Genomic DNA, 25,155 nt, shown 5'->3' on the forward strand with positions numbered 1-25,155 from the left:
AATCAATGATTGAACTGTTTAAAAATAAGTATGTTTTCATGCTTTCATCAGTTGTAGCATCTGGAACATCTTATTTTCTTAATATTACATTAATACTTTTACTTGCAGATAAATCTCAGTATGCTAATTATCTTTCTTTAAACGCGTGGGCGATATATCTCTCCACGTTTATATATTTATCAATTATGGAGCTTTATATTAGTCCGGAAGGAAAAAGTGTTGATATATCTAAGTTATTTAACACATCATTTTTTACTTTGGTTGCATTGTCATTTATCATTATTTTTTTGTATTTTTTGGCTGGAAGCAACTACTTATCTTTCTCAATAATAACAACCTCTATTTTTTACGCCTTTATTAAACTGTTAGCTCAGTATTTTCTTTTTCGTAAACAAACAGAAGGAGTTGTTTTTCTAAGGTATGGTAGATCTTTGTTAATAATCATTATGGTTTTCATTTTGTATTTAGTAAAAAATATAGGCGAAGTTATTGTAACGTCAGAAGATCAGTTGTATATACAAGGGGGGATTTGTGCTCTTGTTATCTGTTTCGCTATTTTTATATTTAATATTAAATTTTATTTTAATGAAGGTTCCTTTTTTGAAATATATAGAAACTTTAAAGGGCGTATTGTAAAAAGAAATTTCTCTATGTTATTCGACATGATACACATGCCGATTCTGTACCATGTAATTAGTCATAATAGTAATCTCATGAATGCTACTTTCATTTATGCTGTAGGGGTGGTTTTACCTCTGGCTTATGTTGTGTCTGTCATATTAAAAGAGCAAGTCATAGTGAAACTAAATGGAGGAAAGTTAAGTTCAGTTGATAGAATTTCGAAAATGATGATTTTTGTTGTTTTGTTTTTTTATGTTTTTATAATGGCGATACATAGTTACGATGAATATTATCAACTAACATTTCTAATATTACTTGGAAGTTTAATCACTTTTTCTGGTTGTGTTGGGCTTAATATATATAGGAAAGGACTTGAAAAGTACGATCTGGCTAATAATTTATTTGTAATGGTATTTCTTTTGTTAATATCAAATTCATGGATAGATATTTCTCCACAAATGCAGGTTATCTTATCCATCTTTATTGTGTCTCTAAAGTTCACAGTACAATTGTTGTTGTCCTTATTTGGTAAAGAGAAGGTAGGGTGTGGGCAGTGAAGTATATTTTTATTTCTGTTAATGAAAACTTAAACTGTGGGCTTTTGAAATCACAGTTTATAGAACCCATAATAAACCATTTTGAAGAGAATTTTGAAATAGTCAGTATCAACCGACCATTTTATTCACAAGAAATGGAAGGTGTGAGTCAGTTAAATATTCTGTTACCCCAAAGCGTTGTTGCTTACAACTTCCTATGTGTATTATATAATTTATGGGCAATCTGTTGTGCATTGATTTTGAGAGTGAGGTATAATGTTAATAGCGATACTAAACTTGTTGCAAGAGGTTACCTTTCTGGACTAGTAGCTTATTATGTGAAGCGGATTTTCAATATAGACTATATTTTCGATCCAAGAAGTCTTTATCCGCTTGAGTGTATTACTGCAAATCGAATGAAGGTTAATTCAATATCTTACCGTTATTGGGTTGGAGTCGAAAGTAAAATAATAGGTTTGGCCGCGCGTACTTCTTGCGTATCTTTAGGTATGGCTGATTATTATTCTAGACATTATAATGTCGATAACATTGTAATGGTTCCTTGTTTTAGAACAGAACATGGTGGATTTGATAAAAACAAAGATGTTTCATCTCTTAAAGATAGTCTAAATTTGAACCAAAAAAAGAAAACCATCTTATATTACGGTAGTTTAAATAGCGGTTGGAATAATCTTGACTTATATACAAGCCATATATTGAACGAATTTGGTAGAGATGTACAGTTTCTAATTGTCTCACAAGACAGAGATAAGATACTCTCAAGTGAGTTAGGTTCACTCGAAAATGTGCGCGTCTATTCCTTAGATACCTTACCTGAAGGTATCACCATTAATGATATATTTCATTGCGCCGATTATGGGATGATATTTATGGATGAGTCTCACGATTGGTTTACACGGTTAAGTGTTAAGTTTGCTGAATACACTTATTTCGGTCTACCGGTAATTACAAACAAATGGGTGGGTGAAGCTGTTAGGCTTATCAATGAATATCAACTCTATCCCTCAAAAGTCATTGAAAGTAACAAGTGCATCCTTGTAGTGCCAACAGTAGAAAATAAATCCAGGATAAGTCATTGGGCTTTTGATTACTTCTCTCCAATTAATATTAATAAGTACACAGGAAATTACTAATGAATATTGCAGTTTTATTGTGTACTTACAATGGTGAGAAGTATATTAAGCAACAATTAGAATCTATAATTTCACAGGAAGTCATGCCGTCAGTTATATCTGTGTATGACTGGGGTAGTTCAGATCAAACAGTTCAGATATTAGAGACATTTTTATCAGAAGTTATTGCTTTATCAGAGGTTAATGTAGAGGTTAAAATAGTTCTTAAAAATAGCCCAATTGGAGTCGCCGCAGGATTTAAAATTGGAATTCTAGAAATGACTATGTCCTCTATGAGTTTTGATTACATCGCATTATGTGACCAAGACGACATATGGTTACCAAATAAGCTATCTGAATATAGTAATGCAATTAAATCGAATCCTTTAGTCGATTTGATTTTCTCAGATGTAAGTACTATTGATTCATCAGGAGTAACTCTGATTAGCGCTAGAAATCATGTTTCTCCATATTTTACACCCAACTTAGAACGTTTTGATGAGAGTGTTGTTTTCGCAAATCCCGTAGTTGGTATGACTATTTTGATATCTAAAAAACTATCTGTTATTTATGCAAATACTAAGTTTGAATCAGAAATAATGCACGATTGGAGTTTAGTTTTAATTTGTAAGTTTTTGGATTTGAAAACAATTTATATTGATAAGCCTCTAGTATTGTACCGCCAACATTCCAATAATGTCCTTGGTAATAGCTCTAAGAGTTCTAAAATATCACTGTTGCTTAGTATGCCTAAAAGGGTTCGGGTTTTGAGACAACAATATGATGATTTCAACTCTAAATTGTTAACTAACAGAAAATTTGATTATTTATTTTTTATTAAAAATGTATCTAAATCAAAAGTTATTACTCCTATTTATAAATCGGTTATATTGTTTTTTCTCATTTTGGATTTTCTACTCGTGAAAATCAGAGGTGATAAGTGTTAGTGTAAGCTATAAATTAACAGGAAGGTTATAGTTTTCAATGATCTATCTCTTATAAAATTATAAGCTACTTATGATTATGTTAGCCAATTATATTCCATATGCTTTTGGGTGAATGCTAGCTCGGTGAGGTGCGTTTTTTACCTTATTAGGAGCGCTTTCTTTAATTTTCACGGTTGATGGTCTATCTTTGATGAAATCTATTCCAGGATACTAAGTTGGAACTACTATTTTTTATTTTGATTTTGTTTGTGGTTTGCTTTTATATATGGTTTTTCCCTTTTAATAGGCGTAGTCAAACACATATAAGTATAATAGCTGAACCCGCTACTTTCAGCTTGATTATATTATGTGTTACAGCGTGGATTGGTGTAATAACTATATATTTTCTTCGTGAGGGTCATTACTTTAATAAGGTTGTATTTAATTATACAAAAAATGATGGACTGATCCTTATTTTTGTTACAGCAGCCGTATTTTTGATGTCATATGTCAGCAAAGTTAATGTTAGGTTTCTTCGTAAAGTTCATCTTTACTCTCAATCTAAAATTGACGGGGTTGATTGGCTTATCATCATCATCATATCTCTCATTTTTTCATATTATTTATACGTTGATGGGCACTTTATTTTAGGTATGTTTCAAGCAAAAAATCAATATGCAATAATGGCGTTAAGAAAAGCAAGTACCTCGGCAGGGAGCGACTATTTATTTAAGAAGGTTGTCTTAGAAGGTGTTTTTTGGGTCTCGTTACTTTACTATTATTCAGTATCTAATAGGACTAAATCATTTACTACATTTCTCTATATAGTTACATTTATTTTTAGTTTGTTTTTGCTGATTTCGCTAAAAAAAATATCATTAGTAATGTTGTATTTAAGTATATATCTAGTAGTTAATTATAATAGTAAGTTTAGTTTTGTAAAATTATTTAAGTTGATTTTATATTTTATCCTGTTTATGTTTTTTGTCTATTTTTTACTTATCAAAAATGTCGATCTAGAATATATGTTATCCCCATTTAGAGAAGGTTTGATTGGCAGGATATTTATTAGTGAGGTATCGTCTCTATATGCCCATATGGAGATATTTCAAAATAATCACCTTGGTCTTGAATCTCTTTCTCGGTCCTTTTCAAAGCTTTTGGGTATTGGTTTTTCCCCTCGCTCTGGGGAAATAGTAATGGCTACAGTCAATCCTTCCTGGGTTGAGATGGGTATTGGAGGAACGTATAACACTCTTTTTTTAGGAGAAGCTTTCGCCAATTTCTCATATTATGGCTTGGTCTTTTCTATCCTTTATGTTCCTTTGTTTTACCTATTTATTGTACGTAGCATAGTGATCTTCCCAGTTAAATTTCGGGTTCCGTTTCTAATATATCTATCTTTAAACGTTAACATAATGTCGGGTTTTAATGACTTTATTTATGATCCATTTCTTGTGCTTATTTATTTTGTTTTTATGCTAAGAGCTTTTTTAGTAAAAAAACGCTAAAAAGGTAGTTACTCCGCATATTTTAATTGAATCGTTAAGACGTTAGATTTTCATAAAATATGAACGGTCGTTTTGTTAATATCGTTGTATTATGTATCGTGAAGTAATTTACAAAAAACTTGATAGGTTCGTTTGTAAGTATTGCTCGAAGGGTTACTCAACATCTGGTTGAACATCAAACACACCGCGGAATTATAATAGCGCCTCGCTATCAATGGTAAGTTAAACGCCAATTTTTATCTGCGTTTAACTTTAGTTATATCGGAGCTTAAGCTATGAGTATAACATGACTATATCGATTTAAAGATTTCTCACTATAGTCAAAAGACTGTCATAAAAACCGTTTATAGATTGAAATTAAGGATATTTGAATGAAAATTGCTGTTGCCGGGACCGGCTACGTGGGTTTATCTAACGCGATGCTGATTTCTCAACATCATGAGGTGGTTGCTGTCGATATTGTTCCTGAGAAAGTAGAAATGCTTAACAATCAGCGCTCGCCAATTGTAGACGTAGAGATAGAAGCATTTCTGACCAACGAATCGTTAAGTTTTACCGCAACGTTAGATAAGCAATTGGCCTATAAAGACGCTGATTATGTCATTATTTCTACACCGACTGATTACGACCCCGAGACTAATTACTTTAATACTCAGTCGGTTGAAGCGGTGATTAAAGATGTACTTGAGATTAACCCTTCAGCGGTGATGGTGATTAAATCTACGGTGCCGGTTGGTTACACTAAGTCTATTCGCGAAAAATTTGCAGTAGATAACATTATTTTTTCTCCGGAATTTTTACGAGAAGGGCGGGCTCTTTACGACAATTTGCATCCTTCTCGGATTGTGGTGGGCGAGGTCTCGGAGCGCGCGGAAACTTTTGCCAACTTGTTGGTCGAAGGTGCAATAAAAGAGAATATCGACGTATTATTGACCGACTCAACTGAGGCAGAAGCGATTAAACTATTTGCCAATACTTATTTGGCGCTTCGCGTGGCTTATTTTAACGAGTTAGACACCTATGCTGAGACACATGGTCTGAGTAGTCGTCATATTATACAAGGTGTCGGTCTAGACCCTCGTATTGGCAGTCATTATAACAATCCTTCTTTTGGTTACGGGGGTTATTGTTTACCTAAAGATACCAAACAGCTATTGGCCAACTATAAAAACGTACCCAATAATATTATTGGCGCAATCGTGGATGCTAATACTACCCGTAAAGATTTTATCGCTGAGTCGATTGTGAAGCGTAACCCGCAACGAGTCGGAGTATATCGCCTGATCATGAAGTCGGGGTCGGATAATTTCCGGGCCTCGAGTATCCAGGGGATTATGAAGCGAATTAAAGCTAAGGGTATTGAAGTGGTGATTTATGAACCGGTAATGGAGCAAGATGAGTTTTATCGCTCTACGGTTATACGTGACCTAAACCAGTTTAAACAAAGCTGCGACGTGATTATTGCTAATCGGATGGTGGATGAAATTAAGGATGTAGCCGATAAAGTCTATACCCGCGATCTATTTGGTAGCGATTAGTATTTTAATTACATTTGAATAAAAAGGCGCTTAGAGCGCCTTTTTTATTATTTTAGATAACCCGCTGATTTGTCTTAGTGAGTCCCAACGCTGTTTCTTCCTTTGGCTTTGGTGAGGTCGTACAAGCTGTATTTGCGTATTAGTTTTTGACCACCGTCACGCGTTAAGGGAACCCAGCTAAAGGCTGCATACTTGGTGCTGGAGCGAGTAAGCATCATGTCGAAAGGAATTTTAATGTAAAAGCCTTTGTTAAAGCTGCCTTCACCATAGTCTTTCGCGCTTACATCTGTTTTGGTGAAAAATATACCTGCGATGGTGCCATTGTCGAATTCTCTTGATAAATTAACGGTAAAACCGCGATCTCCTGAGAGGTATTGACCCGCAGATAGCTCGGTATGGATGTTGTACCAGGGAGTCTGCCAATAGAGTGCCGCATGGCCTGTGGTTACTTCGTAATCTCTGAAGCCGAAACCGCGGTTAAAATCACGCTGTTTCACTCGGTTCATATCCACCCCAAAGGCAAAAGCGCTATTATAGGGCCGATACAGCCATTCACCACCAATTCCACCATACATAAATTCAAGGTAACCGCCATAATATTGTGCATAAAGGTTTTTACCATAACTATCGAACCAAGTGAGTTGTAAGTTAGATAAACCTACATCACTGTCGGTGAGGTATTCGCGAATATAGGTGCGAGAGCGGGGGATTGCGCCAGTGCTTTGATCAACTTTGTAATTGAATTTGTCGTAGTTATCGGCAACCGTCCACGAGGTGACTCCGTCAGCTTTAAGCTTATCAGTCAGTTGGTACTCACCGGCTAAATGTAGCGATAAGGCATAAAAGTAGAAAGTTTCGGGGCTACCGAGGCTTTGGGTTAAACCGGGATATAAGGATACATTCCAAGGTTTATGTTTGACCTCGGTGATAGAGCGTTTGTCGTTCGCTTGATGCGTATCTTCAAGCGCTTGTGTTTCGGCATACTTTGATGTTTGTAGCGGATCGAGTTGGTTGTTGGCCACTTGTAAAAATTTGTCCCGCTGGATGGTGGTTTGATAAAGCGGTAAATTTTGAGCATTTTCTATGATGTTAAATTCAGTGACAGACTCCGGCAGTCGATTACTGAGTACTCGGGCGATCCGCTGATCCGCTTCGCTACGGTCACGATATTTTATTTGCTCCCCAGTAATATCGGCTTGCTTTTCTGTGACGACCACTTGTTTTGCTAGTAGGCCCGCATTATCTGCAAGCGCCTCGACCAGTTCATCATAATCGGTGGTTGTGTGATTTGGCACTGTTTGGGCCTTAATCGGCTCTGGTGGTGCATCAAGTTTAATTTGATTGGGGACAGTTTGATAATTGGTGCGTAGCGTAAAACCTGCCATCACGGTATTGCCGCGCTCGTAACCGAGGCTGAATTGCACATAGTCTCCCCAAGAATATACCGCGCCAACATTGATTGGCAAGCTTTGAGTAAATTGGTTACTTAAGCCTTCGTTTTGATAGTCATTCGAGTCATATTCGAGCTTGAGACTCAAACCCTGAATCGGCGTTTGATACTCTAGGCCAGCAAATAGGCCCACTTGCTCACCGCGGAAAAAATTACCAAAACCGACTTGCCCGCCTTGATCGTCATCAGTCCGAGTCCATTCGGATCGATTACAGGCTCCCTCTTTAAGCTTACAGAAGGGATTGCTGATGCTGCTGCCATGGGCCAAGTAGCCCCAGCCCATACCGAGCGTGAAATCAACTTTACCCCAGCGTTTACTCGCGGCGAGATATTCACTAGAGAATAAGCCTGTTCCACCAATATCTCGGAATCCAACGGCGACTTCAGGTAAATAATAGGATTCTTGCCAAAGCCTAAACTTGGCATCGAAGCCCTTATCTTTATAGCTTTGATCGCCACTATAACCAGGGTAGGAGCTATACAAACGGTTTTCTACCGAGGTGTAGCGAATTACCCCTTCGAACCAAGGCACTGGCGTGACTGCTACGGCGCCCCGAATGTAAGGGTCAACGTAATTAATATTAAACGCAAACTCGCCCTCTGGACTCATTCTTGCCGACGGCATTTGCATCAGGCCTGCACCGCCATAGTCTGATTGGCTGGGGGCTGCCAAGCTAATATTGCTGCAGAGCGCACAACTGATGGCGATGCTGACCAAGGAGATAGTATTGTTGCTTGCTATTGCGTTTATTCTGGGAGGGTTGAATTTATTCACCTTGAGCGCTTCCTATGTATTGGTTCTGTAAAAGCTCAAGGTAGAGCTGGTTGATTTGTTGGTATTGCTTTGAAAACAGCTGAGATTTGGCTGGCACATAAATGATGCTACCTGGCGCAATTGGCTGGCTTTGCTGTTTGTTCCAATAAGCGATTGGCAGTTGTTGAATACTGCTATCGGGTTTAATCAGCCAAACATAGCTATTGTCTGCAAGATCGAATGGCTGGTAAGCACTTAGGTACTTGGTGATATCTTGTTTGGGCTGGTGTGCCAGTTGTTGTGTTGGAATAAATCCAGTCATGCGGACAGTGCTTGGCCGAGTTGGAATGACCAATTGGTCATGCGCCTTAAGCAAGTAGTTTTGCTCTGGTGCCGCAAACACGCGATCGGGGTGCACAGGTACCGTATAACGATTGGTGGGAATTATTGCAGAAACTTGTTGTTTGACTAGGCGCCATTGCTCGGCATATTTATCTTGCTCCATTTGTTGCTCAATTAATGCCAACAATTGCGCTTTTTTATCTTGGTAAATGGCTTGGTTGGTCGGACGTAGCCAAGCTATGGCATACCAATAATCACTGTCGCTGAGTTCAACTTGCATCATCACTTGGCTTAAACGTGAGTCAACGGGCAGAGTATAGTCTTGAGTTGCTTGGCCTTGTTGAACGCTAACCACCATCGATGTGGCTGTTTGCTTATTAGCTGGCACTTGACTTAAAGTTTCGGCGTCGCTTGTTACTATATGAAGGCTGGCAAGGGCTAGGCCTACATAAAGCAATTGGCTGGCGGCTTGAAAGGCTTTGTTATAAACCCGACGGCTCAGCGGTAAGTCCTTTGGTTGAGATGAAATAGCCAGATTTGGAGAGCAGCTCTCCTGTCTTTGGTTACGCAATAAGCGCATAAAATTCTTCCTTGTTAGCTCTGCAATGACGAATTAAATATCATCGTAATAAGGCATTAGCGTTTCTAAAAATATGATTGGTTGGTCGGGGCCAAGCTGTTGTTCGCTGCGCCAAACCACTTGTTTGTGATTGCTTTGTTCGACCCAGTACTGATTCGTGGTGTGAAAGTTGAGGCTGGGCACTGCTAATTGTTCGCTGATCCGTTGTACTCTTCGCTCGCTACCCGCGATCATTTGTGTGCTGGTTTCATGTGCTGTGAATGTGGAACGACTTGGTACGCTAAATAAACCTTCAGAAATAAAATCTCGGGTGGCTGAGAACGTGGCTTGTTTGCTTGCCAAGATTAATCCTAAAGTGAATGGATTTTGCCCTTGGTAGCGTACCCCGCTATTTGCAAAAGGGAGGCCGTCACTGCGAATGATTTGTCCGTTGCGAGTTACCAGGGTTATCCCGTCGGTGGCCGCCCAAACTCTTTCATCTTGATTGGCTTTGGCAAGGGCGATATAGGTTCGAGGATGCTCGCCGTATTTAATATAGAGGGCAGCGAAGCCCAAATCGAGACGTTGTTGTTCAGTGAGTTGCGCTTCAGGGAGGCCGTTGATGGCGATATCGACTAGTTCTTGACCACTTTTATAGTCTTGAGTACACCCTAACATGGTGCTTGAAAACAGGGCTGAAATTAATAATTTGCTTAAACGCATTTCCATTGCCTAAGGCTGTAAATATCGGCTTAGCTTAGCATTAGATGACAGCCGCTAAAAGAGTATGCTGCTGATTATCTTGACTCTTTAGTTATTTTGTTGATTGTTTACGCAATGCTTGTTGGTCTTGGGGGCAGATTTGAGTTGTAAGGGGGAGCGCGGGACTATTGATCGCCAAGCTGCTAAACTTTGTCGATAGTTTATCGTAATAACTGAACTTGGGATAAGCCTTAGCGCCAATACTGCTTTTAAACTCTTGTTTGCCTTAAATTGGTTTGCAATCTCGGTATTGTGAGTCAATTTATCTTGCTGAGAACTTTAAGTTTGGTATTCGCTCACAGCCTTCAACAACGCGATTGCTATCGCTTTGTTGACGCTCATTATTCTAAGTGATGGATAGGAACATAGATGGCAAGTACCGCAGCTGCTTTACATATTTTGGTAAAGCACAAACAACAAGCAGAAGACATTATTCAGCAACTAAAAAAAGGGGCAAAGTTTCAGAGCTTAGCGAAGAAATATTCATCTTGTCCTTCGGGGAAAAAGGGCGGTGATTTAGGTGAGTTTCGTCGCGGCCAAATGGTGCCTCAGTTTGATAAGGTGTGTTTTAGTGGCGAGCTATTGGTGCCTCATTTGGTGAAAACCAAGTTTGGCTGGCATGTGGTTAAAGTGCTTTATCGAACCTAATTCGTTTATTTGGGCGCATGGTTTAAGATGAAGGGAGCGAACCATGGCGGTTTTTATCTAGGTTGGTCGAGCTAGCCTGAGGTTTCTCTGATATGCAGACTTTAACATTGATCCGCGGCTTACCTGGTAGCGGAAAATCAAGCCTTGCTGCTAGCTTAGCTGCGGTGCATCTCGAAGCCGATATGTACTTTGTCGATGCGCTGGGAAACTATCATTATCGGGGCGAAGAAATTGCACAGGCCCACCAGTGGTGTCAGCAGCAAACCGCGGCTTATTTAGCTTTAGGTAAGGATGTGGTAGTGGCTAATACCTTTGTTCGGCAATGGGAAATGGCGCCTTATCGCGCGTTGGCTAAACAATACGGTGCAACGCTCAAGATTATTTGCTGCACCGCAAATTATTCGAATATTCATGGCGTGAGTCTAGATACCATTGAAAAAATGCGTCAGCAATGGGAAGCCTAGTTTATCTCATTCTTCACAAATGAATCGACTGATAAAAAAGACGCCATTCGCGTCTTTTTTATCGCTTGTATATTTATGCGGGAGCCCGCTCTGCATACATGGCATTAATTTGTTCGGCAAAGCGATTCTCGATCACGGCACGGCGTAGTTTGAGGGTAGGGGTTAATTCACCTTGCTTCATACAGAATTCTCGAGGTAACAGGGTAAATTGTTTAACTTGCTCAAAGCGAGCGAGGTTGGTTTGTACCTGCTTGAGTTTGCTGGATATGAGGGCTTTGATTTCAGCATGTTCTAATAACTCGCTACGATGTTGCCATTTTATCCCGAGCTGTTTGGCGTGTAACTCCAAGGCTTCAAACGCGGGGACGATTAGCGCCGAGACAAAATGTCGTGCATCGGCAATAATTGCCACTTGCTCAAATAAGGGTTCGCGGATCAGTGCGCCTTCTACTCGTTGCGGTGCTATATACTTACCACCCGAGGTCTTCATTAATTCTTTGATTCGCTCGGTCAATACCAGATTACCTTGCGTATCGATGGTTCCCGCATCGCCAGTATGCAACCAACCCCCAACAATCGTTTCGGCGGTTGCTTCTGGTTTATTAAAGTAGCCGCGCATGACGGTAGGGCCTTTGAGTAAAATTTCTCCTTGCTGGGAAATTTTAACTTGTAAGCCTTCGAGTGCTTGGCCAATCGAGCCCAGCTTTTGATGTCCTTCAGTGTAACAGGCGATGGTTGCGGTGGATTCGGTCATACCATATCCATAAACAATGGGAACTTCTATGCTTTGAAAGAACCGATTGATGTCATCGGCCAAACGCGCACCCGAGCAGGGGAGGATCCGCGCGGGTCCAAAGAAGCCGCGAATTTTGCTTAATACTAATTGGTCGGCGATTTGGTAGCGAAGCCTTAACCAAGGCGACTGCTTAGTTTGGTTTTGCTTGGCCTGCAGGCGGCTTTGGGCCACCGACATCGCCCAATAGAACAGGGTTTGGCGTGGTTTGGATGTCGTCGCGACTTTTTGCAAAATAGCTGCGTGAATTTTTTCGTATAAACGCGGTACGCTGCACATCAGTGTGGGTTGGGTTCTTGGTAAGGCTTGTTGTACCTGTGAAGGGTCTTCCAAATAGACGTTGGTTGCACCTTGAGATAGAACGTAATAGGTCCAGGCGCGTTCAAAAACATGACTAAGCGGTAAAAAACTTAATGAGGTATCGTTGCTTGTGACTTTGATCCGTTGTTGATGCATGGCAAAGGCTGCGGAAAAATTCGCATGATCGAGCATCACGCCTTTGGGATCGCCTGTTGTGCCAGAGGTGTAGATCAGCGTTGCCAAATCATCTGTTCGAAGGTTTTTTTGGCGAGCGTTAAACTGTTGTTGATCGGCGCTGTTGGCTAGGCTTAGTAGCTGTTGCCAGCTAAGAATGTTGGGCTGTTCCGTATATTCGCTGTCTTCAAAACAAATTACGGTTTCGATGTGTCCAGCTGCAAGTAACTCCACACCAGATTCAACTTGTTCGGCTTGCCCTACAAACAAGATCTTACAATTGGCATCAGCTAAGATGTATTGGCTTTGTTCTAGGGTATTGGTGGGGTAGATGGGTACCACGCAGCCGCCAGCCGCCAAAATACCGACATCCGCAATGGTCCATTCTGGCATGTTGGGCGACATAATCGCCACCCGTTCACCCTGCTGGTGACCTAAGTGAATTAAACCTTTGGCAATTTGAGTCCATTGCTGAGAAAAATCTTTCCATGAAAAACATTGCCAAGCTTGGTCCCGCCAGATCTTGAGCGCGACTTGTTGCGCTTGTAATTGCGCTTGCTGGCTGAGCAAGGTAACGATGTGTTGCATGTGTTCTTACCTGTAAATCGATGAAGGCAAACTGCCCAAATGTGGCTGCATTTTAGTGAGATTTAGTTCGGCGAACAAGTGTAAGCTAAAGTTATTTTGGAATAATGTTTCATTTAGTGAAATAGCAGCATAAAAGCTTCGCTATTTTAGTTGAGCTTGGGGGCTTGAGCGATGAGGCTTATTCCGAGTGCCATCCATTCACGGGCTAAATTTACAGAGTTGTTCAATCGAATTTTTCGAAACTGAGCCTGCTCCCAGTCTTTTGACTAGTGAATACATGCCATCACTGTTTTGAGTCTATGCTCTGCATATGTTGAGTGAGTTTGTTTCACGATTCTTCAACAGATGAGGCACTTAAGGTAAACGTTAACATTGCTGGGCTTGTTTGTTTTGCTTTGGGATTGGGCGTGGCAGAGAGTTAGTTGTGTTAAATATGCCTGATGAGCTAGCTCTATAGTTCTCGCTTTAATACTCATTTGTAACAACTTCATCATTACATGCCCTTTGTTGTAGCAAAAATGTTTCGCCATCTTTAATTATTATCTCCAACTTTTAGGAAAGGATGACCGAGATCTCAACTCTTGAATGAATGGAGTGGAAACGTTTACCCTTTCATGTTTCAATAACGCAATTGGTAAGCTGAGTTATGTATTCTACTCAAGTTGAGTCGATCTACCTTCAGCTGCAGCGCATTGTAAATGGAGTATGTGATGAAAAAGATCTTGGTGACTGGCGGTATGGGCTACATTGGCAGTCATACTTGCGTGCAGATGATAGAGGCTGGCTTTACGCCGATCATCTTGGACAACCTAGCGAATAGTAAGCCAGAAGTACTCCTACGGATTGCCCGTCTTAGTGGTCATAAACCGATGTTTTACGAAGGTGATGTACGCGATCGTCGCTTATTAGACCAAATTTTCAGTGAACATCAAATTGAGTCCGTGATCCATTTTGCGGGACTAAAGGCGGTGGGAGAGTCGGTGCTAAAACCGTTTGAATACTATGATAACAATGTTTATGGCTCGTTAGTTTTAGCGGATGTGATGCGCCAGTCAGGTGTAAAAAGCCTGATTTTTAGCTCTTCTGCGACAGTTTATGGCGAACCTGAAAATATGCCTATTGATGAAAGTTTTACGACCGGCGCGGTAACAAATCCCTATGGTCGAAGTAAATACATGGTGGAAGAATGCTTGCGAGATATTCAGCAAGCCGCGCCTGATTTGAGTATTGCCTTGCTACGTTACTTTAATCCAGTTGGTGCTCATCCGAGTGGTTTAATCGGGGAAGACCCTCAGGGGATCCCTAATAATTTAATGCCATTTATTGCTCAAGTGGCGGTAGGACGCCGGGAAAGTTTGTCTATATTTGGCGATGATTACCTCACCGCCGATGGTACTGGGGTGCGCGATTACATTCATGTCATGGACTTAGCCGATGGGCACATCGCGACCTTAAAGGCGGTGGCTCAAACGGCCGGCTTGCATATCTTCAATTTGGGCACAGGAAAGGGAAGTTCGGTCTTGGAAATGGTGAAAGCCTTTGAGGAAGCCTGTGGACATCCAATTCCCTATCAAATTTGCCCTCGTCGCGGCGGTGATATTAGTGAATGTTGGGCCGCGACCGATAAGGCGGCACAGTTATTGGGCTGGAAAGCTAGTCGAAGTATTGAGCAGATGAGTGCTGACACATGGCACTGGCAATCGAAGAATCCTAATGGTTATGAGCAATAAACATTTATTTAGAGTGCGTCTAGATCGACGCCTTTAACGGAGTAGAGAACAATTATGTTAGATCAGGTATTTGACCCAACTGAACATCCGCATCGTCGGTATAACCCCTTAAGTGGCCAGTGGATTTTAGTTTCGCCGCATCGGGCTAAGCGCCCATGGAGCGGTCAAGATGAAACGCCCTCAAAGGAAGCACTGGCCAGTTATGATGCGGGTTGCTTCTTGTGCCCTACTAATACGCGTATCTCTGGGGACAAAAATCCAGACTACCAAGGCACTTATGTTTTTAGTAACGATTTCGCTGCTTTGATGACCGATTCTCCTGATGTTCCAAAATCAGACAACCCTTTGTTTGTGAGTCAGCAAGCACGGGGTTTAAGTCGAGTGATTTGTTTCTCGCCAGATCATAGTAAAACCTTACCTGAGTTGCCAGTGAGCGCGATCCGTAGCGTTATCGATACATGGAGTGAGCAGATTGAAGCGCTGGGTAAGGACTATTTATGGGTACAAGCCTTCGAAAATAAAGGCGAAACCATGGGTTGTTCTCAACCACATCCGCATGGGCAAATTTGGGCGAACAGTTTTTTACCCAATGAAATTGAGCGCAAAGACCAACATTTGCGAGCCTACTATCAGCAGCATGGTCGCAATTTACTCTTGGATTATGTGACTCAGGAGCAAGCCAAAGGGATCCGCACCGTGGTTGAGACTGAACATTGGTTAGCGTTGGTACCTTACTGGGCGGCTTGGCCATTTGAAACCATGTTGTTACCCAAAACTCATATTCGCCGGATGAGTGAGTTGTCGAACGAACAGCGTGATGATTTGGCTCTTGCCATTAAAAAATTGACCAGCCGTTATGACAATTTGTTTCAGTGTTCCTTCCCATATTCGATGGGCTGGCACTACGCCCCTTTCTTTAAAGACGGGGATACCTCAACAGAACATTGGCAGTTGCATGCTTTGTTCTATCCACCTTTGCTGCGTTCTGCCAGTGTTCGCAAGTTTATGGTGGGTTATGAAATGTTGGCGGAAAGCCAACGAGATTTGACTGCGGAACAAGCCGCCGCTCGTTTACGAGATCTAAGTGACGTGCATTATAAACAACAAGATCAACCACAAGGGGTTAACCATGACTAATCGCACTCAACGATTGATTGACAAAGTCTCCGCGGCTTTTATGGAAATGACCGGGGCCTCTGCGAGTTATTTTATTCAGGCGCCAGGGCGAGTGAATCTAATTGGTGAGCATACCGATTATAACGATGGTTTTGTATTGCCCTGTGCCATTGATTATCAAGCCGTCGTCGCGGCAGCACCGCGTAGTGATAGCATGGTACGAGTGATATCGGTAGATTATAATAATCAAATTAATGAGTTTGATATTACTCAGCCGTTGCAGTTTGACCAAAACTGTATGTGGGTGAACTATGTTAGAGGCGTGATTAGCTGTCTATTAAATAAAGGCTATCAATTGGGTGGTGCCGATATTGCCGTGAGTGGCAATGTCCCACAAGGCGCGGGTTTAAGTTCATCGGCTGCTTTAGAAGTGGTTATTGGACAAACCTTTAAGACTCTATTTGATTTAGCTATTACTCAGCAAGAAATCGCTTTAATTGGTCAGGCCGCGGAGAATAACTTCGTCGGTTGTAATTGCGGCATTATGGATCAGCTGATTTCGGCAGAGGGACAGGCCAATCATGCATTATTAATTGATTGCCGCTCTTTAGAGACTACCGCAGTCGCCATGCCCGAAGAAATGGCGGTGGTGATTATTAACTCCAATAAAAAACGCGGCCTGGTTGACAGTGAATACAATACTCGCCGCGAGCAGTGTGAAGCAGCGGCACGCGGTTTGGGGGTAAGCGCTTTACGGGATGTGAGCGAAACCTTATTTAACGAGAAAGCAGCGACGCTTGAGCCGATAGTAGCCAAACGAGCTAGACACGTCATTACTGAAAATACCCGTACTTTGGCCGCAGCCGAGGCCCTAAAAGCCAATGATATGGCTAAGCTGAGTGTGTTAATGGAGCAATCACATGCCTCGATGCGTGATGATTTTGAAATTACCGTGCCTGAGGTGGACGCGCTGGTGGATATTGTGAAGCAACAAATTGGCGCGCAAGGCGGAGTAAGGATGACTGGTGGTGGCTTTGGTGGTTGCGTTGTTGCTCTTATGCCACCGTCTTTGGTCGATGGTGTATGCCAAGCGGTCGAGCAATATTATCAGGCTCAAACTGGTTTAAAAGAAACTATTTACGTGTGTAAAGCGATGACGGGCGCGGGAACTATCGTGTCATAGCTGTTCATTCGTTGACTGCTCTATTTGGCGCGGGGTTAGCGATGAGCCGTTGTTATCATTTACTTGGTGTTTTTCAACATAAACCTCGACGTCGTTCGAGGTTTTTGATTTTCTAAGTTGTTATACATCTACGAGTCTCGGCAAAATTTTAGTTTGCGCCGAAGATCTTGAGGAAAGTAAAACGAAATGGCGTCCCCTGCGAGATTCGAACTCACGTCTAAGACTTAGGAGGTCCTTGTTCTATCCAACTGAACTAAGGGGACGGGATGGTTCTGCAAACCCTATATTACAGTACTTGGTGTTGCGGCGTTCATTATACCCAGCTTTAAACGTATGAAAAGCTTCGGCTAACTGTTTGATTACTTCGTCGCCAAGTTAAAAGCTAGGGATTTTACGTTTCCCAGAGCATTAGCATAAGATGAACTACAAGTATGTCACTTGGTTTTATAAGCCAAGTACGCTCAAGCTTTCTTTCAAGGAAAAAGGACCGGGATCTTTGGCTCCTTCGGAGCGGGTCGAACATTTAGTTAAGTCATTTTTTCATCGTTCGTGGCTTAGCCTCTGTTCAATGGATCTTAAACGATTGGTATGGCAATCATCAAAGACAAACAGCGCTAACTTTTATTGTTTACTCACCAAATCGCCAAGTTGGATGTTGGCAGTCATGGTTGGATCGACGGCGACCACAATGGCACTTTGTTGGTAAATCTGCTCAATGCGTACCATGCTATCGGCAATATGTTGTTCTTGTCTGGGAATGTCCCATTGTCCCCAATGATAATTTTGATGGATCAGACTTAATAACATCCCCGGATTTAGTTGATTGGCATGACCTAGGTTAATTTGCCAGCGGTCCGGTCCGAGAACCTTCACGATACTCCCCTGTAAAGGCTGGCAGGCGAGTAAGGCATCCACCTCCGAAATCACCGTTTGCAGGGTATCATTCACCGTTTGCCCATAGGCTGAGCGCCAAAATTTAGCCGAGTGAGGTGAGACAATTTCACGTGCGTCAAATTCCCAAGGGGCATTCACCGAAAAACGTTTGTTGTAAATCTCTTCTAGGTCGATGGCGTTATAGACTCGCACATTAATAATGAAATAGCGTTGGGGGTAACTAAAGTTAAAGTGTTTGGGAGCGTAGTCTTGATCTAGCGAAATATTTTCCAGCTCGATCCCTAAAAGGTATTGGGCACCATAACGATGAGCAATATCTTTAATCGCAATAAAGTCATGCACTCCCGGTTGATGGTAGTTTAATGGTAATTTGGGAGGGTGCTTAATATTAAACTGACTCCCTAACTGGCGGGCAATATCATAGGTCCGTTGCTCCACGGCGGGTGATATTTCGTGAATTTGTCCTACTCGTACTTGATTCTGTTGTTTTAAGTAAGGAGGGAGTAACAACAGGTTTTTACTAAAGCCACTGGCTTTACATTGGCCTGTTGCTGGGAAAACATCGGCCTGTAAAACCACAAAGTACTGCTGTCCCCGACGGCCTTCATCTAATACTTTTAAGTTATGCAACGAGCCTTTCGAGACAACTTCCAATTGATCAAGGGTGAGTCTGCCTTCGGTCACCTGACTAATACTGGTTACCGAGGCGCCAGAATACAGAAGTAGCTGTTTGACCGCTTCTTGGGTGGCATTGCTGCGTGCCTGCTCAACATCTTGGCTGATGATGGTCGCGTGACCTTTTGCCTCGTACCACACTGCTTGACTGGGAATGCTAACTAGCATCGCGATCATTAAAATTAATAGTTTCATAAGGCCCTCCTCGTCACTAACAAGCAATAACTGTACCTAAAAAAAGCGTTATTTTTTTGACTGGAATGGTTATTGCTTAATAGTGTTTAGTCGGAGGAGATTACTATGCGTTATACGACTTTACTACTGGCGGTGCTTGCGTTACAAGGATGCAATACCAGCTTACACCATATTACTAATTATCCTTATGTTGAACCAAGGGAACAACAAGATGCAGTATTGTACGCACATGTCGATAATCTTTCTAAGCAGTTAACCGATGATTTAGAGTTGAGTGCTACAGATACGGTCGCGATTAGTTCAGTGGTTGATTTGGACAACTTGCAATCCAGTGATGGATTTGGGCGGCAAATTGCAGAGGCAATGTTTGCCGCTTTATCCCGAGAGGGGATCCATACGGTTGAGGCAAGACTCACCGGACGTTTACAGATGGACCCCGGCTACGGTGAATTTTCTTTATCGCGCGATGCAGAACTTTTACGCGAACAAATGCAAATAAGCTATGTGGTGGTTGGTAGTTTTCAACGAACAACCTCTGGCCGGCATGTGAATTTGCGGCTAGTTAATTTAGCCAGTCAACAGGTGGTGTCGGCCGCTTATCAATTTATTCCAAATAGCGCAGGAGCAAGCTCTCCTCGAGTCACAAGCATGAATGGGAGCTTACAACGCCATGAACAAACTGTACTTTAAAATATGGTCTTTTAGCTTAGCACTATTGTTATTGCTATCTTGTACTCCGACGACTCAGGTCAAGCAGGTTGAATGGACTTATCAGCCTCCTGGCGATTTTACAGTAGTGAATGCGGTTGGTTATGCGCCAATTAGCCAACAAAGGGGAGCCGATAAATCAACCAAGCAATTACGGGCGATGAAAGCCTCTAAGCTGGATGCTTACCGTGAATTATCCGAGCAAGTTTATGGGCAACACATTGATAGTACCGCTACTGTGAGTGATTTGGTGTTAGGCAATGAACGTTTAGCGGCTTCGGTGGCTGGGGTAATTCGAGGTGCGAAGGTGATTAATGCCTATGCTGTTGATGATGTGTATGTGACCGAATTACAACTTGATTTTAGGGAGGTATATCGGGTTACTATGTCAATGGCTCCAACTCGGCACCTAGAGAGTCAAAAAACCATACAATTTTAGTAAAGAATTTCGCTTTCATGCCGATATCTTAAGCGTAATGGACGATTAAGGACGTGACATGAAAGGTATTATACTGGTTGCCATGACCACCTCGATGTTGTTGGGGTGCTCCAATAGCTCTTCGATGCAGAAAGTGATGGTGGTGGATCCTTCGAATAACGTAAGTCCGGCTAAAAATGCGCGTTATCTAGAGGGACTGGTGGATGAAGATGGCCAACTGTTTTTAAGCAGTGCACCGAGCCGCTTAGCAAATCCGCCAGAGACTATGAAGAGTGACCCTGATGCTAAAAAAACATTGACCGATTATGTCAATATGATGTCACAGCGTTTGGTTTCTAGCTCTCAATTTGTAAACGCAGACACACCAATCGGGGTTGCCTCATTTGTGCCTCTTGATAACCTACGTACCACCGACCTGTTTGGTATGCAAATTGCCGAAAGTTTTGTGTATGAGATGCAGCAAAGTGGCTTTTCTGTGATTGACTATAAAACCACTGGCTTTATTCGTATTACGCCTGAAGGTGATTTTGTTTACAGCCGAAATGTGAAAGAGTTAGCTAAACGTTTACCAATAGAATACCTGTTAGTGGGCACTTTTAGTAAGTCTAACGATGGGATCTTAGTGAACGCGAGAATTGTTGGTGCTCAATCTAAAGTGGTGGTTGCATCGGCGCAAGAATGGATCCCCAATGAAGTTTACCAAAGTAAAGTGCCAACTCCAGTGAAGCGCGATGGTGTGATGATCATCGAAGCGCGTAAACAAGCTGCGAGTAAACCGATGGCTCCAATGGGGGAGCGGGGGTAGCGTTTCTCGTCTATTACATTCATGGAAAACCGCACCTTGCAGTGCGGTTTTTTGTTTTTAAAGTCTGCCTATCTTTCTCGATTGATTTTTGTCCAATATAAAAAGTGTTTTAACTAAGCCTGAAATATGAAATTCAGTCAGTGAAGCTCTCTTCATAGAGCGAATGTTACATTTTACTGGGTGATACTTTTTGCGGTGACTTTCGATATATTTGCCCTCTGTTCTGTTCGTCTGACAGCTTTTGATTTGAATAATCAATAATCAATAATCATGGTCATACTCCTATTTTTAACGGCATTAAAATCTAGCGCTTAAGTTGCTACCAATGGTGGCTTACCATTGATGGTTATCAAGGGGCATAACTATTAATGGATAAAGGACTATATCGATGCTGTCGGAACACTTTGGTTTATCGCTGACAAAGCTCGCAGTGCATCTGAAGTAGTGAAGCTGATTAATCATAGTCCGCCGCTTCATCATTTAAACGTACGAACATTGTGCCTCAGGTGGATCGATTTTCAGTCGGCGTTAGTGGGTCATTTTTACATCGGCGGTAACACTTGATGATATCTCCTATTTTATTCAGCGAATGGAGCTCTCATGGTGAAGAGATAATATATCGTAGAACAATTAGGTCTTATGGATTAGAGGGAATGGCAGATGATATTTGTTTGCCGTAAAACCTCTGGTACATTTTACTATTGGCGGAGTATATTTGTGGGATTTGAAGTCAATGAAGCTAAGCTAGCGGTTTAATTTAGGGGAGCTTATGGGAGTAAGGGGTCTAATTACATGGTCGTTCGAGTAATTACAGCTAGGCTTTAAAGCCTTTTCCCATACGCTGTGAGCTATGTTTTTTGCCTAATTTATCGTAAGTTGTGGCATTTTGGTTTTGTAGCTGGTCAATCACCGCGCTCAGTTGGCGAACTTTTTCGTTGCTTGCTTGAATAATTTCGCCATTAATAGTGTTTAACTCTTGGCACTGCTTGAGTAATTGTTGGATCCGCTCAACTTGCTCGGCTAACTCAGGAACGTCAATTAATTGTTGAGTTTGTTCCGACGATTCTAAATCATGATCAGCTTGAGTGATTGCAGTTAAAGCTTGTTCTTTTTGAGACGCGATTGCGTATAAGGCAATTGTATCATCACCAGCTAAGGCGTGCTTTTCTTGTTCCAAAAGAGAAAGCAGCAAATTAAGTTGCTGCTCTTGAGTATTCAGTAGGGCTACGATCATTGGCTAATTATCCAAAAGCTTTATTAAACTCACTTTCAAAGTCACCCATTTTTTGGGCTACCTTATTGGCATCAATTTGATAAGTACCATCGGTCACAGCTTGCTTGATTGATTCTAACTTAGAACTTCTGCTGTCAGAATCGTTAAGCAAATTCTGCTGAATACGGTTGAGTTGTTGTGCTTCGTTGGTAAGCATAACTGAATCCTGGGCTGCAGCAGAGCTAGCAGTTGAACGTTGTTCAGTGCTTTCTTTCGTCCCTTTGTCGGTGACTCGGTTAGAGTCAAGCTGACTTGGACGGCTTCCACCTAAGTTATTAATGTTTAAAGCCATAATGGCGCCCCACAGTTAATCAATTTTCGTATTCAATATAGCTATCGGCTTTCAATGTCAAAACTTGAGAAAAAATTTAAAGTTTTATCTCAACTAAACCTAAGGCCTTTATCCGACCAGTGACTAGGCGTTGTGACTTATTGTTTCTTACTTTTATGGTATCACCGATACTACCACTAGATAAAGCCGTTCCCTGAGTGCTAACACTTAAACCGCCTGCACCGGCAGAAATTATCACAGCATCTCCTTTACATATTAAGCAAATATCGCGCCCATTTATTATTTGGTCTTTTCTTAAACTCCGTTTAAGCTTAGCACCTAATAGCGAGTTAAGTTCGGTAAAGTAGTTTCCGCGTAAGCGATTTTCCGGTAAATAAGATAGACTTAAGTGTTGTTTAGTCAGTACGGCTCCTTGTTGAAGAGGACCGTTGGCAATCACAACCAATAATAATACTTGTTTTCTGACAGGGATGTATAATCGCCAATTGGTTTCGTCTGTGCAACTGACGAGAACACTAGTATTACGCCTTATCTCACCGTTTGCTAAGCTGTAGCTAAAGCCACTAGGGCAGTTAGGTATAGCGATGCGTTCATCCAATTGATTAGCGGTTAACTCAATTTTTTGATCGGGCTGGTGAGTGATGTGAGAGTCGACAAAATTGATAGCTGATTGTTCCAGCTGCTGGTGTAACTCGCTAGTGTGAGCTATAAGACTAAAGAAAATTAATAGTAACGCGGTGATAAATTTTTTTAGCATTTCTTATATGATACCGATTAAAGCAAAGTAACAATTGGCTTTTTTGTCTATGCTTAACAAGTTGGCACTAGGTTAAACAGCGTCAAAAAAACGGCTATTAAGTAAGATTAAGTATTAGTATACAGGGGTAAGCAAAGTTAATGCCCTTTTCTAGGTCTAAGGAGTGACAAACGTATGGCGGGTATTTTAGATTCGGTAAACCAACGGACTCAGTTGGTTGGGCAAAATCGCCTAGAATTGTTGTTGTTTAGGTTAAATGGTTCTCAGCGCTACGGTATTAATGTTTTTAAAGTCAAAGAGGTATTACAATGTCCTCCGCTAACGGCATTACCTAAGCTTAATCCTGTGATCCGCGGTGTGGCACATATTCGAGGTCAAACCATTTCCGTTATCGACTTAAGTTCAGCGACTGGCGGCCGACCTATCGAAGATCTTTCTAAGTGTTTTATTATTATTTCTGAGTATAACCGTTCGGTCCAAGGCTTTTTAGTGGGCTCAGTTGAAAGAATTGTCAATATGAATTGGGAAGATATTCTGCCACCACCAAAAGGAGCTGGTAAATTTAACTATCTGACCGCGGTTACCGAAGTAGAAAAAGAGTTAGTTTCTATTTTGGATGTCGAAAAAATCTTGGACGAAATTTCTCCGGTAAGCACCACGGTTAGCCAGACGATCGTGGATGAAGCAACCGAAAATGTTAAAAATGATAAAAAAGTATTAGTGGTTGACGATTCATCGGTGGCGCGTAATCAGGTGAAAAAAGCGGTGACATCTTTGGGGGTTGAGGCACTTCTTTGCCAAGATGGGCGTGAAGCTTATGAATTATTGGTGAATATGGCAAAAGATGGGCCGATTACTGATCAAATAGCGTTAGTTATTTCTGATATCGAAATGCCAGAGATGGATGGTTACACGCTGACAGCTGAAGTGCGCTCTCATCCAGACTTAAAGAATTTACATATAATCTTACATACTTCGCTCAGTGGAGTATTCAATCAGGCGATGGTAAATAAAGTTGGTGCTAATGCCTTCGTTGCTAAATTTAATCCTGACGAGTTGGCTGCGGCTGTTCGTCAATCGTTATAGAAGAGTGTGGACGCATTTGTGAGAACAATCACTGACGATGTATATAAACAGTTCTGTGGCTTTTTAGAGAAGCAATGTGGAATTGTATTAGGCGATAACAAACAGTATTTAGTGAAAAGTCGTCTGTCTCCGCTAATGGCTCAGTACTCTATCGCAAGTTTAACCGAGTTGGTTCAAAAAGCGATGAGTTTACGCGAGCGAGATCTCCGTGCTTCGGTGGTCGATGCGATGACAACCAACGAAACCTTATGGTTTCGTGATACTTATCCTTTTCAGTTATTGGGAGATAAGCTTTTTCCTGAATTCCAAAAACTCACTCGACCAGTTAAAATTTGGTCGGCGGCTAGTTCATCGGGACAAGAACCTTATTCAATCATGATGACCGCTCTTGAGTATCAAGCGAGAAAGCCAGGTGCTTTATCGATGGGTGTTCAGGTGGTTGGGACCGATATTTCGCCGTCAATGCTGGAACATTGTAAGCGTGGAGAATACGATTCTTTAGCTTTAGCGCGTGGTTTATCGCCTGAACGTAAACGTCAATTTTTTGAAGCCAGCGGTGACGGTCGTTTTCGAGTGAATGACAAAGTTAGAAAAAATGTCAATTTTCGCCCCCTAAATTTACTCGATAGTTATTCATTAATGGGTAAGTTTGACATTATTTTCTGTCGAAATGTGCTTATCTATTTTAACGCTGAAGTAAAATCTAAGATTTTGAATCAATTTGCTCAGGCTTTAAATCCTAATGGCTATTTGATGCTGGGCGCTTCCGAGTCAATTACTGGTTTAACCGATCGATTTAATATGTTGCGATGTAATCCCGGCATTGTATATCAACTGAAATAGTTTCAACGATAGAGCGGCAGAATAGGCAACTCTTGCCGCTTTTTGCCGCTAAAGGTCCTT

At 41.6% G+C, this 25,155-nt stretch carries 23 protein-coding genes and 1 tRNA gene; 15 read left to right on the plus strand and 9 right to left on the minus strand.

What is annotated here, in order from left to right; genetic code table 11:
• The first annotated feature begins 5 nt into the window (after window positions 1-5).
• From ACRRS0_RS08910 to ACRRS0_RS08930, 5 genes are all read left to right on the plus strand, one after another.
• Window positions 6-1,178 (plus strand): hypothetical protein, encoded by a 1,173-nt coding sequence (locus tag ACRRS0_RS08910; RefSeq protein ID WP_432453558.1) that lies wholly within the window; start codon window positions 6-8, stop codon window positions 1,176-1,178.
• A complete protein-coding gene (locus ACRRS0_RS08915; protein WP_432453557.1) occupies window positions 1,175-2,311 on the plus strand; it encodes a hypothetical protein in 1,137 nt (378 codons plus the stop codon). Before ACRRS0_RS08910 ends, ACRRS0_RS08915 begins: the two co-directional genes overlap by 4 nt.
• Window positions 2,311-3,237 (plus strand): glycosyltransferase, encoded by a 927-nt coding sequence (locus ACRRS0_RS08920; protein ID WP_432453556.1) that lies wholly within the window; start codon window positions 2,311-2,313, stop codon window positions 3,235-3,237. Before ACRRS0_RS08915 ends, ACRRS0_RS08920 begins: the two co-directional genes overlap by 1 nt.
• 215 nt (window positions 3,238-3,452) lie before the next feature.
• On the plus strand, window positions 3,453-4,727 hold the full coding sequence (locus ACRRS0_RS08925) for a hypothetical protein (RefSeq protein ID WP_432453555.1): 1,275 nt from the start codon (window positions 3,453-3,455) through the stop codon (window positions 4,725-4,727).
• Between the two features lie 371 nt (window positions 4,728-5,098).
• Window positions 5,099-6,265 carry a nucleotide sugar dehydrogenase gene (locus tag ACRRS0_RS08930; protein ID WP_432453554.1) on the plus strand — a complete coding sequence of 389 codons (1,167 nt, stop codon included), beginning with the start codon at window positions 5,099-5,101 and terminating at the stop codon, window positions 6,263-6,265.
• A 74-nt stretch (window positions 6,266-6,339) separates the two neighbouring features.
• Here ACRRS0_RS08930 and ACRRS0_RS08935 read toward each other — a convergent pair whose 3' ends face one another.
• From ACRRS0_RS08935 to ACRRS0_RS08945, 3 genes are read right to left on the minus strand one after another with little or no spacing between them, the layout of a single operon-like run.
• Window positions 6,340-8,490, minus strand: coding sequence for a YjbH domain-containing protein (locus ACRRS0_RS08935; RefSeq protein ID WP_432453553.1), 2,151 nt, complete (start codon window positions 8,488-8,490; stop codon window positions 6,340-6,342).
• Window positions 8,483-9,391, minus strand: a complete 909-nt coding sequence (locus tag ACRRS0_RS08940) for a capsule biosynthesis GfcC family protein (RefSeq protein WP_432453552.1) — start codon at window positions 9,389-9,391, stop codon at window positions 8,483-8,485. Before ACRRS0_RS08940 ends, ACRRS0_RS08935 begins: the two co-directional genes overlap by 8 nt.
• Window positions 9,392-9,424: 33 nt before the next feature.
• Window positions 9,425-10,093 carry a YjbF family lipoprotein gene (locus tag ACRRS0_RS08945; protein ID WP_432453551.1) on the minus strand — a complete coding sequence of 223 codons (669 nt, stop codon included), beginning with the start codon at window positions 10,091-10,093 and terminating at the stop codon, window positions 9,425-9,427.
• Window positions 10,094-10,501: 408 nt separating this feature from the next.
• Between ACRRS0_RS08945 and ppiC the strand changes: the two genes are divergently transcribed.
• Complete coding sequence (ppiC, locus tag ACRRS0_RS08950) at window positions 10,502-10,780, plus strand: peptidylprolyl isomerase PpiC (protein WP_432453550.1); 279 nt, start codon at window positions 10,502-10,504, stop codon at window positions 10,778-10,780.
• Window positions 10,781-10,872: 92 nt separating this feature from the next.
• On the plus strand, window positions 10,873-11,244 hold the full coding sequence (locus ACRRS0_RS08955; protein ID WP_432453549.1) for an AAA family ATPase: 372 nt from the start codon (window positions 10,873-10,875) through the stop codon (window positions 11,242-11,244).
• Window positions 11,245-11,317: 73 nt separating this feature from the next.
• On the opposite strand, the gene ACRRS0_RS08960 is transcribed toward ACRRS0_RS08955, so the two are convergent.
• A complete protein-coding gene (locus tag ACRRS0_RS08960) occupies window positions 11,318-13,099 on the minus strand; it encodes an AMP-dependent synthetase/ligase (RefSeq protein ID WP_432453548.1) in 1,782 nt (593 codons plus the stop codon).
• Window positions 13,100-13,809: 710 nt separating this feature from the next.
• Between ACRRS0_RS08960 and galE the strand changes: the two genes are divergently transcribed.
• From galE to galK, 3 genes are read left to right on the plus strand one after another with little or no spacing between them, the layout of a single operon-like run.
• Window positions 13,810-14,829 carry a UDP-glucose 4-epimerase GalE gene (galE, locus tag ACRRS0_RS08965; protein WP_432453547.1) on the plus strand — a complete coding sequence of 340 codons (1,020 nt, stop codon included), beginning with the start codon at window positions 13,810-13,812 and terminating at the stop codon, window positions 14,827-14,829.
• A 54-nt stretch (window positions 14,830-14,883) separates the two neighbouring features.
• The gene (locus ACRRS0_RS08970; protein WP_432453546.1) at window positions 14,884-15,966 is read left to right on the plus strand and encodes a UDP-glucose--hexose-1-phosphate uridylyltransferase; all 1,083 of its coding nucleotides are present in this window, start codon (window positions 14,884-14,886) and stop codon (window positions 15,964-15,966) included.
• On the plus strand, window positions 15,959-17,128 hold the full coding sequence (gene galK / locus ACRRS0_RS08975) for a galactokinase (protein WP_432453545.1): 1,170 nt from the start codon (window positions 15,959-15,961) through the stop codon (window positions 17,126-17,128). The genes ACRRS0_RS08970 and galK overlap by 8 nt, the downstream gene beginning before the upstream one ends.
• A gap of 187 nt (window positions 17,129-17,315) precedes the next feature.
• On the opposite strand, the gene ACRRS0_RS08980 is transcribed toward galK, so the two are convergent.
• Together ACRRS0_RS08980 and ACRRS0_RS08985 are read right to left on the minus strand one after the other, a co-directional pair.
• Window positions 17,316-17,391 (minus strand) — tRNA-Arg (locus ACRRS0_RS08980).
• A gap of 358 nt (window positions 17,392-17,749) precedes the next feature.
• On the minus strand, window positions 17,750-18,892 hold the full coding sequence (locus ACRRS0_RS08985; protein WP_432453544.1) for a flagellar assembly protein T N-terminal domain-containing protein: 1,143 nt from the start codon (window positions 18,890-18,892) through the stop codon (window positions 17,750-17,752).
• A 105-nt stretch (window positions 18,893-18,997) separates the two neighbouring features.
• Between ACRRS0_RS08985 and ACRRS0_RS08990 the strand changes: the two genes are divergently transcribed.
• From ACRRS0_RS08990 to ACRRS0_RS09000, 3 genes are read left to right on the plus strand one after another with little or no spacing between them, the layout of a single operon-like run.
• Window positions 18,998-19,582, plus strand: a complete 585-nt coding sequence (locus ACRRS0_RS08990) for a FlgO family outer membrane protein (protein ID WP_432453543.1) — start codon at window positions 18,998-19,000, stop codon at window positions 19,580-19,582.
• The gene (locus ACRRS0_RS08995) at window positions 19,563-20,039 is read left to right on the plus strand and encodes an LPP20 family lipoprotein (RefSeq protein WP_432453542.1); all 477 of its coding nucleotides are present in this window, start codon (window positions 19,563-19,565) and stop codon (window positions 20,037-20,039) included. Before ACRRS0_RS08990 ends, ACRRS0_RS08995 begins: the two co-directional genes overlap by 20 nt.
• Before the next feature lie 58 nt (window positions 20,040-20,097).
• Complete coding sequence (locus ACRRS0_RS09000; RefSeq protein WP_432453541.1) at window positions 20,098-20,844, plus strand: FlgO family outer membrane protein; 747 nt, start codon at window positions 20,098-20,100, stop codon at window positions 20,842-20,844.
• Between the two features lie 814 nt (window positions 20,845-21,658).
• Here ACRRS0_RS09000 and flgN read toward each other — a convergent pair.
• The 3 genes from flgN to flgA form a co-directional block, all read right to left on the minus strand.
• Window positions 21,659-22,078, minus strand: a complete 420-nt coding sequence (gene flgN / locus ACRRS0_RS09005; protein WP_432453540.1) for a flagellar export chaperone FlgN — start codon at window positions 22,076-22,078, stop codon at window positions 21,659-21,661.
• Window positions 22,079-22,085: 7 nt separating this feature from the next.
• Window positions 22,086-22,409 (minus strand): flagellar biosynthesis anti-sigma factor FlgM, encoded by a 324-nt coding sequence (gene flgM, locus ACRRS0_RS09010; RefSeq protein WP_432453539.1) that lies wholly within the window; start codon window positions 22,407-22,409, stop codon window positions 22,086-22,088.
• Between the two features lie 76 nt (window positions 22,410-22,485).
• Window positions 22,486-23,166 carry a flagellar basal body P-ring formation chaperone FlgA gene (flgA, locus tag ACRRS0_RS09015; RefSeq protein WP_432453538.1) on the minus strand — a complete coding sequence of 227 codons (681 nt, stop codon included), beginning with the start codon at window positions 23,164-23,166 and terminating at the stop codon, window positions 22,486-22,488.
• Window positions 23,167-23,340: 174 nt separating this feature from the next.
• Here flgA and ACRRS0_RS09020 point away from each other — a divergent pair, with 174 nt between their 5' ends.
• Both ACRRS0_RS09020 and ACRRS0_RS09025 read left to right on the plus strand, forming a co-directional pair.
• A complete protein-coding gene (locus ACRRS0_RS09020; RefSeq protein ID WP_432453537.1) occupies window positions 23,341-24,252 on the plus strand; it encodes a chemotaxis protein CheV in 912 nt (303 codons plus the stop codon).
• Between the two features lie 18 nt (window positions 24,253-24,270).
• The gene (locus tag ACRRS0_RS09025; protein ID WP_432453536.1) at window positions 24,271-25,095 is read left to right on the plus strand and encodes a CheR family methyltransferase; all 825 of its coding nucleotides are present in this window, start codon (window positions 24,271-24,273) and stop codon (window positions 25,093-25,095) included.
• Window positions 25,096-25,155: the final 60 nt, after the last annotated feature.

Origin of the sequence: Agarivorans sp. QJM3NY_29, from assembly GCF_050870835.2 — a bacterium.
In the GTDB taxonomy this organism is placed as follows: Bacteria; Pseudomonadota; Gammaproteobacteria; order Enterobacterales; family Celerinatantimonadaceae; genus Agarivorans.

Excerpts from the sequence above, each read along its gene's own strand:
- ACRRS0_RS08910 (WP_432453558.1), top strand. The coding sequence starts at position 6 with ATGATTGAACTGTTTAAAAATAAGTATGTTTTCATGCTTTCATCAGTT.
- ACRRS0_RS08920 (WP_432453556.1), top strand. The coding sequence starts at position 2,311 with ATGAATATTGCAGTTTTATTGTGTACTTACAATGGTGAGAAGTATATT.
- ACRRS0_RS08930 (WP_432453554.1), top strand. The coding sequence starts at position 5,099 with ATGAAAATTGCTGTTGCCGGGACCGGCTACGTGGGTTTATCTAACGCG.
- ACRRS0_RS08940 (WP_432453552.1), bottom strand. The coding sequence starts at position 9,391 with ATGCGCTTATTGCGTAACCAAAGACAGGAGAGCTGCTCTCCAAATCTG.
- ACRRS0_RS08945 (WP_432453551.1), bottom strand. The coding sequence starts at position 10,093 with ATGCGTTTAAGCAAATTATTAATTTCAGCCCTGTTTTCAAGCACCATG.
- ppiC (WP_432453550.1), top strand. The coding sequence starts at position 10,502 with ATGGCAAGTACCGCAGCTGCTTTACATATTTTGGTAAAGCACAAACAA.
- ACRRS0_RS08955 (WP_432453549.1), top strand. The coding sequence starts at position 10,873 with ATGCAGACTTTAACATTGATCCGCGGCTTACCTGGTAGCGGAAAATCA.
- ACRRS0_RS08960 (WP_432453548.1), bottom strand. The coding sequence starts at position 13,099 with ATGCAACACATCGTTACCTTGCTCAGCCAGCAAGCGCAATTACAAGCG.
- galE (WP_432453547.1), top strand. The coding sequence starts at position 13,810 with ATGAAAAAGATCTTGGTGACTGGCGGTATGGGCTACATTGGCAGTCAT.
- ACRRS0_RS08970 (WP_432453546.1), top strand. The coding sequence starts at position 14,884 with ATGTTAGATCAGGTATTTGACCCAACTGAACATCCGCATCGTCGGTAT.
- galK (WP_432453545.1), top strand. The coding sequence starts at position 15,959 with ATGACTAATCGCACTCAACGATTGATTGACAAAGTCTCCGCGGCTTTT.
- ACRRS0_RS08985 (WP_432453544.1), bottom strand. The coding sequence starts at position 18,892 with ATGAAACTATTAATTTTAATGATCGCGATGCTAGTTAGCATTCCCAGT.
- ACRRS0_RS08990 (WP_432453543.1), top strand. The coding sequence starts at position 18,998 with ATGCGTTATACGACTTTACTACTGGCGGTGCTTGCGTTACAAGGATGC.
- ACRRS0_RS08995 (WP_432453542.1), top strand. The coding sequence starts at position 19,563 with ATGAACAAACTGTACTTTAAAATATGGTCTTTTAGCTTAGCACTATTG.
- ACRRS0_RS09000 (WP_432453541.1), top strand. The coding sequence starts at position 20,098 with ATGAAAGGTATTATACTGGTTGCCATGACCACCTCGATGTTGTTGGGG.
- flgN (WP_432453540.1), bottom strand. The coding sequence starts at position 22,078 with ATGATCGTAGCCCTACTGAATACTCAAGAGCAGCAACTTAATTTGCTG.
- flgM (WP_432453539.1), bottom strand. The coding sequence starts at position 22,409 with ATGGCTTTAAACATTAATAACTTAGGTGGAAGCCGTCCAAGTCAGCTT.
- flgA (WP_432453538.1), bottom strand. The coding sequence starts at position 23,166 with ATGCTAAAAAAATTTATCACCGCGTTACTATTAATTTTCTTTAGTCTT.
- ACRRS0_RS09020 (WP_432453537.1), top strand. The coding sequence starts at position 23,341 with ATGGCGGGTATTTTAGATTCGGTAAACCAACGGACTCAGTTGGTTGGG.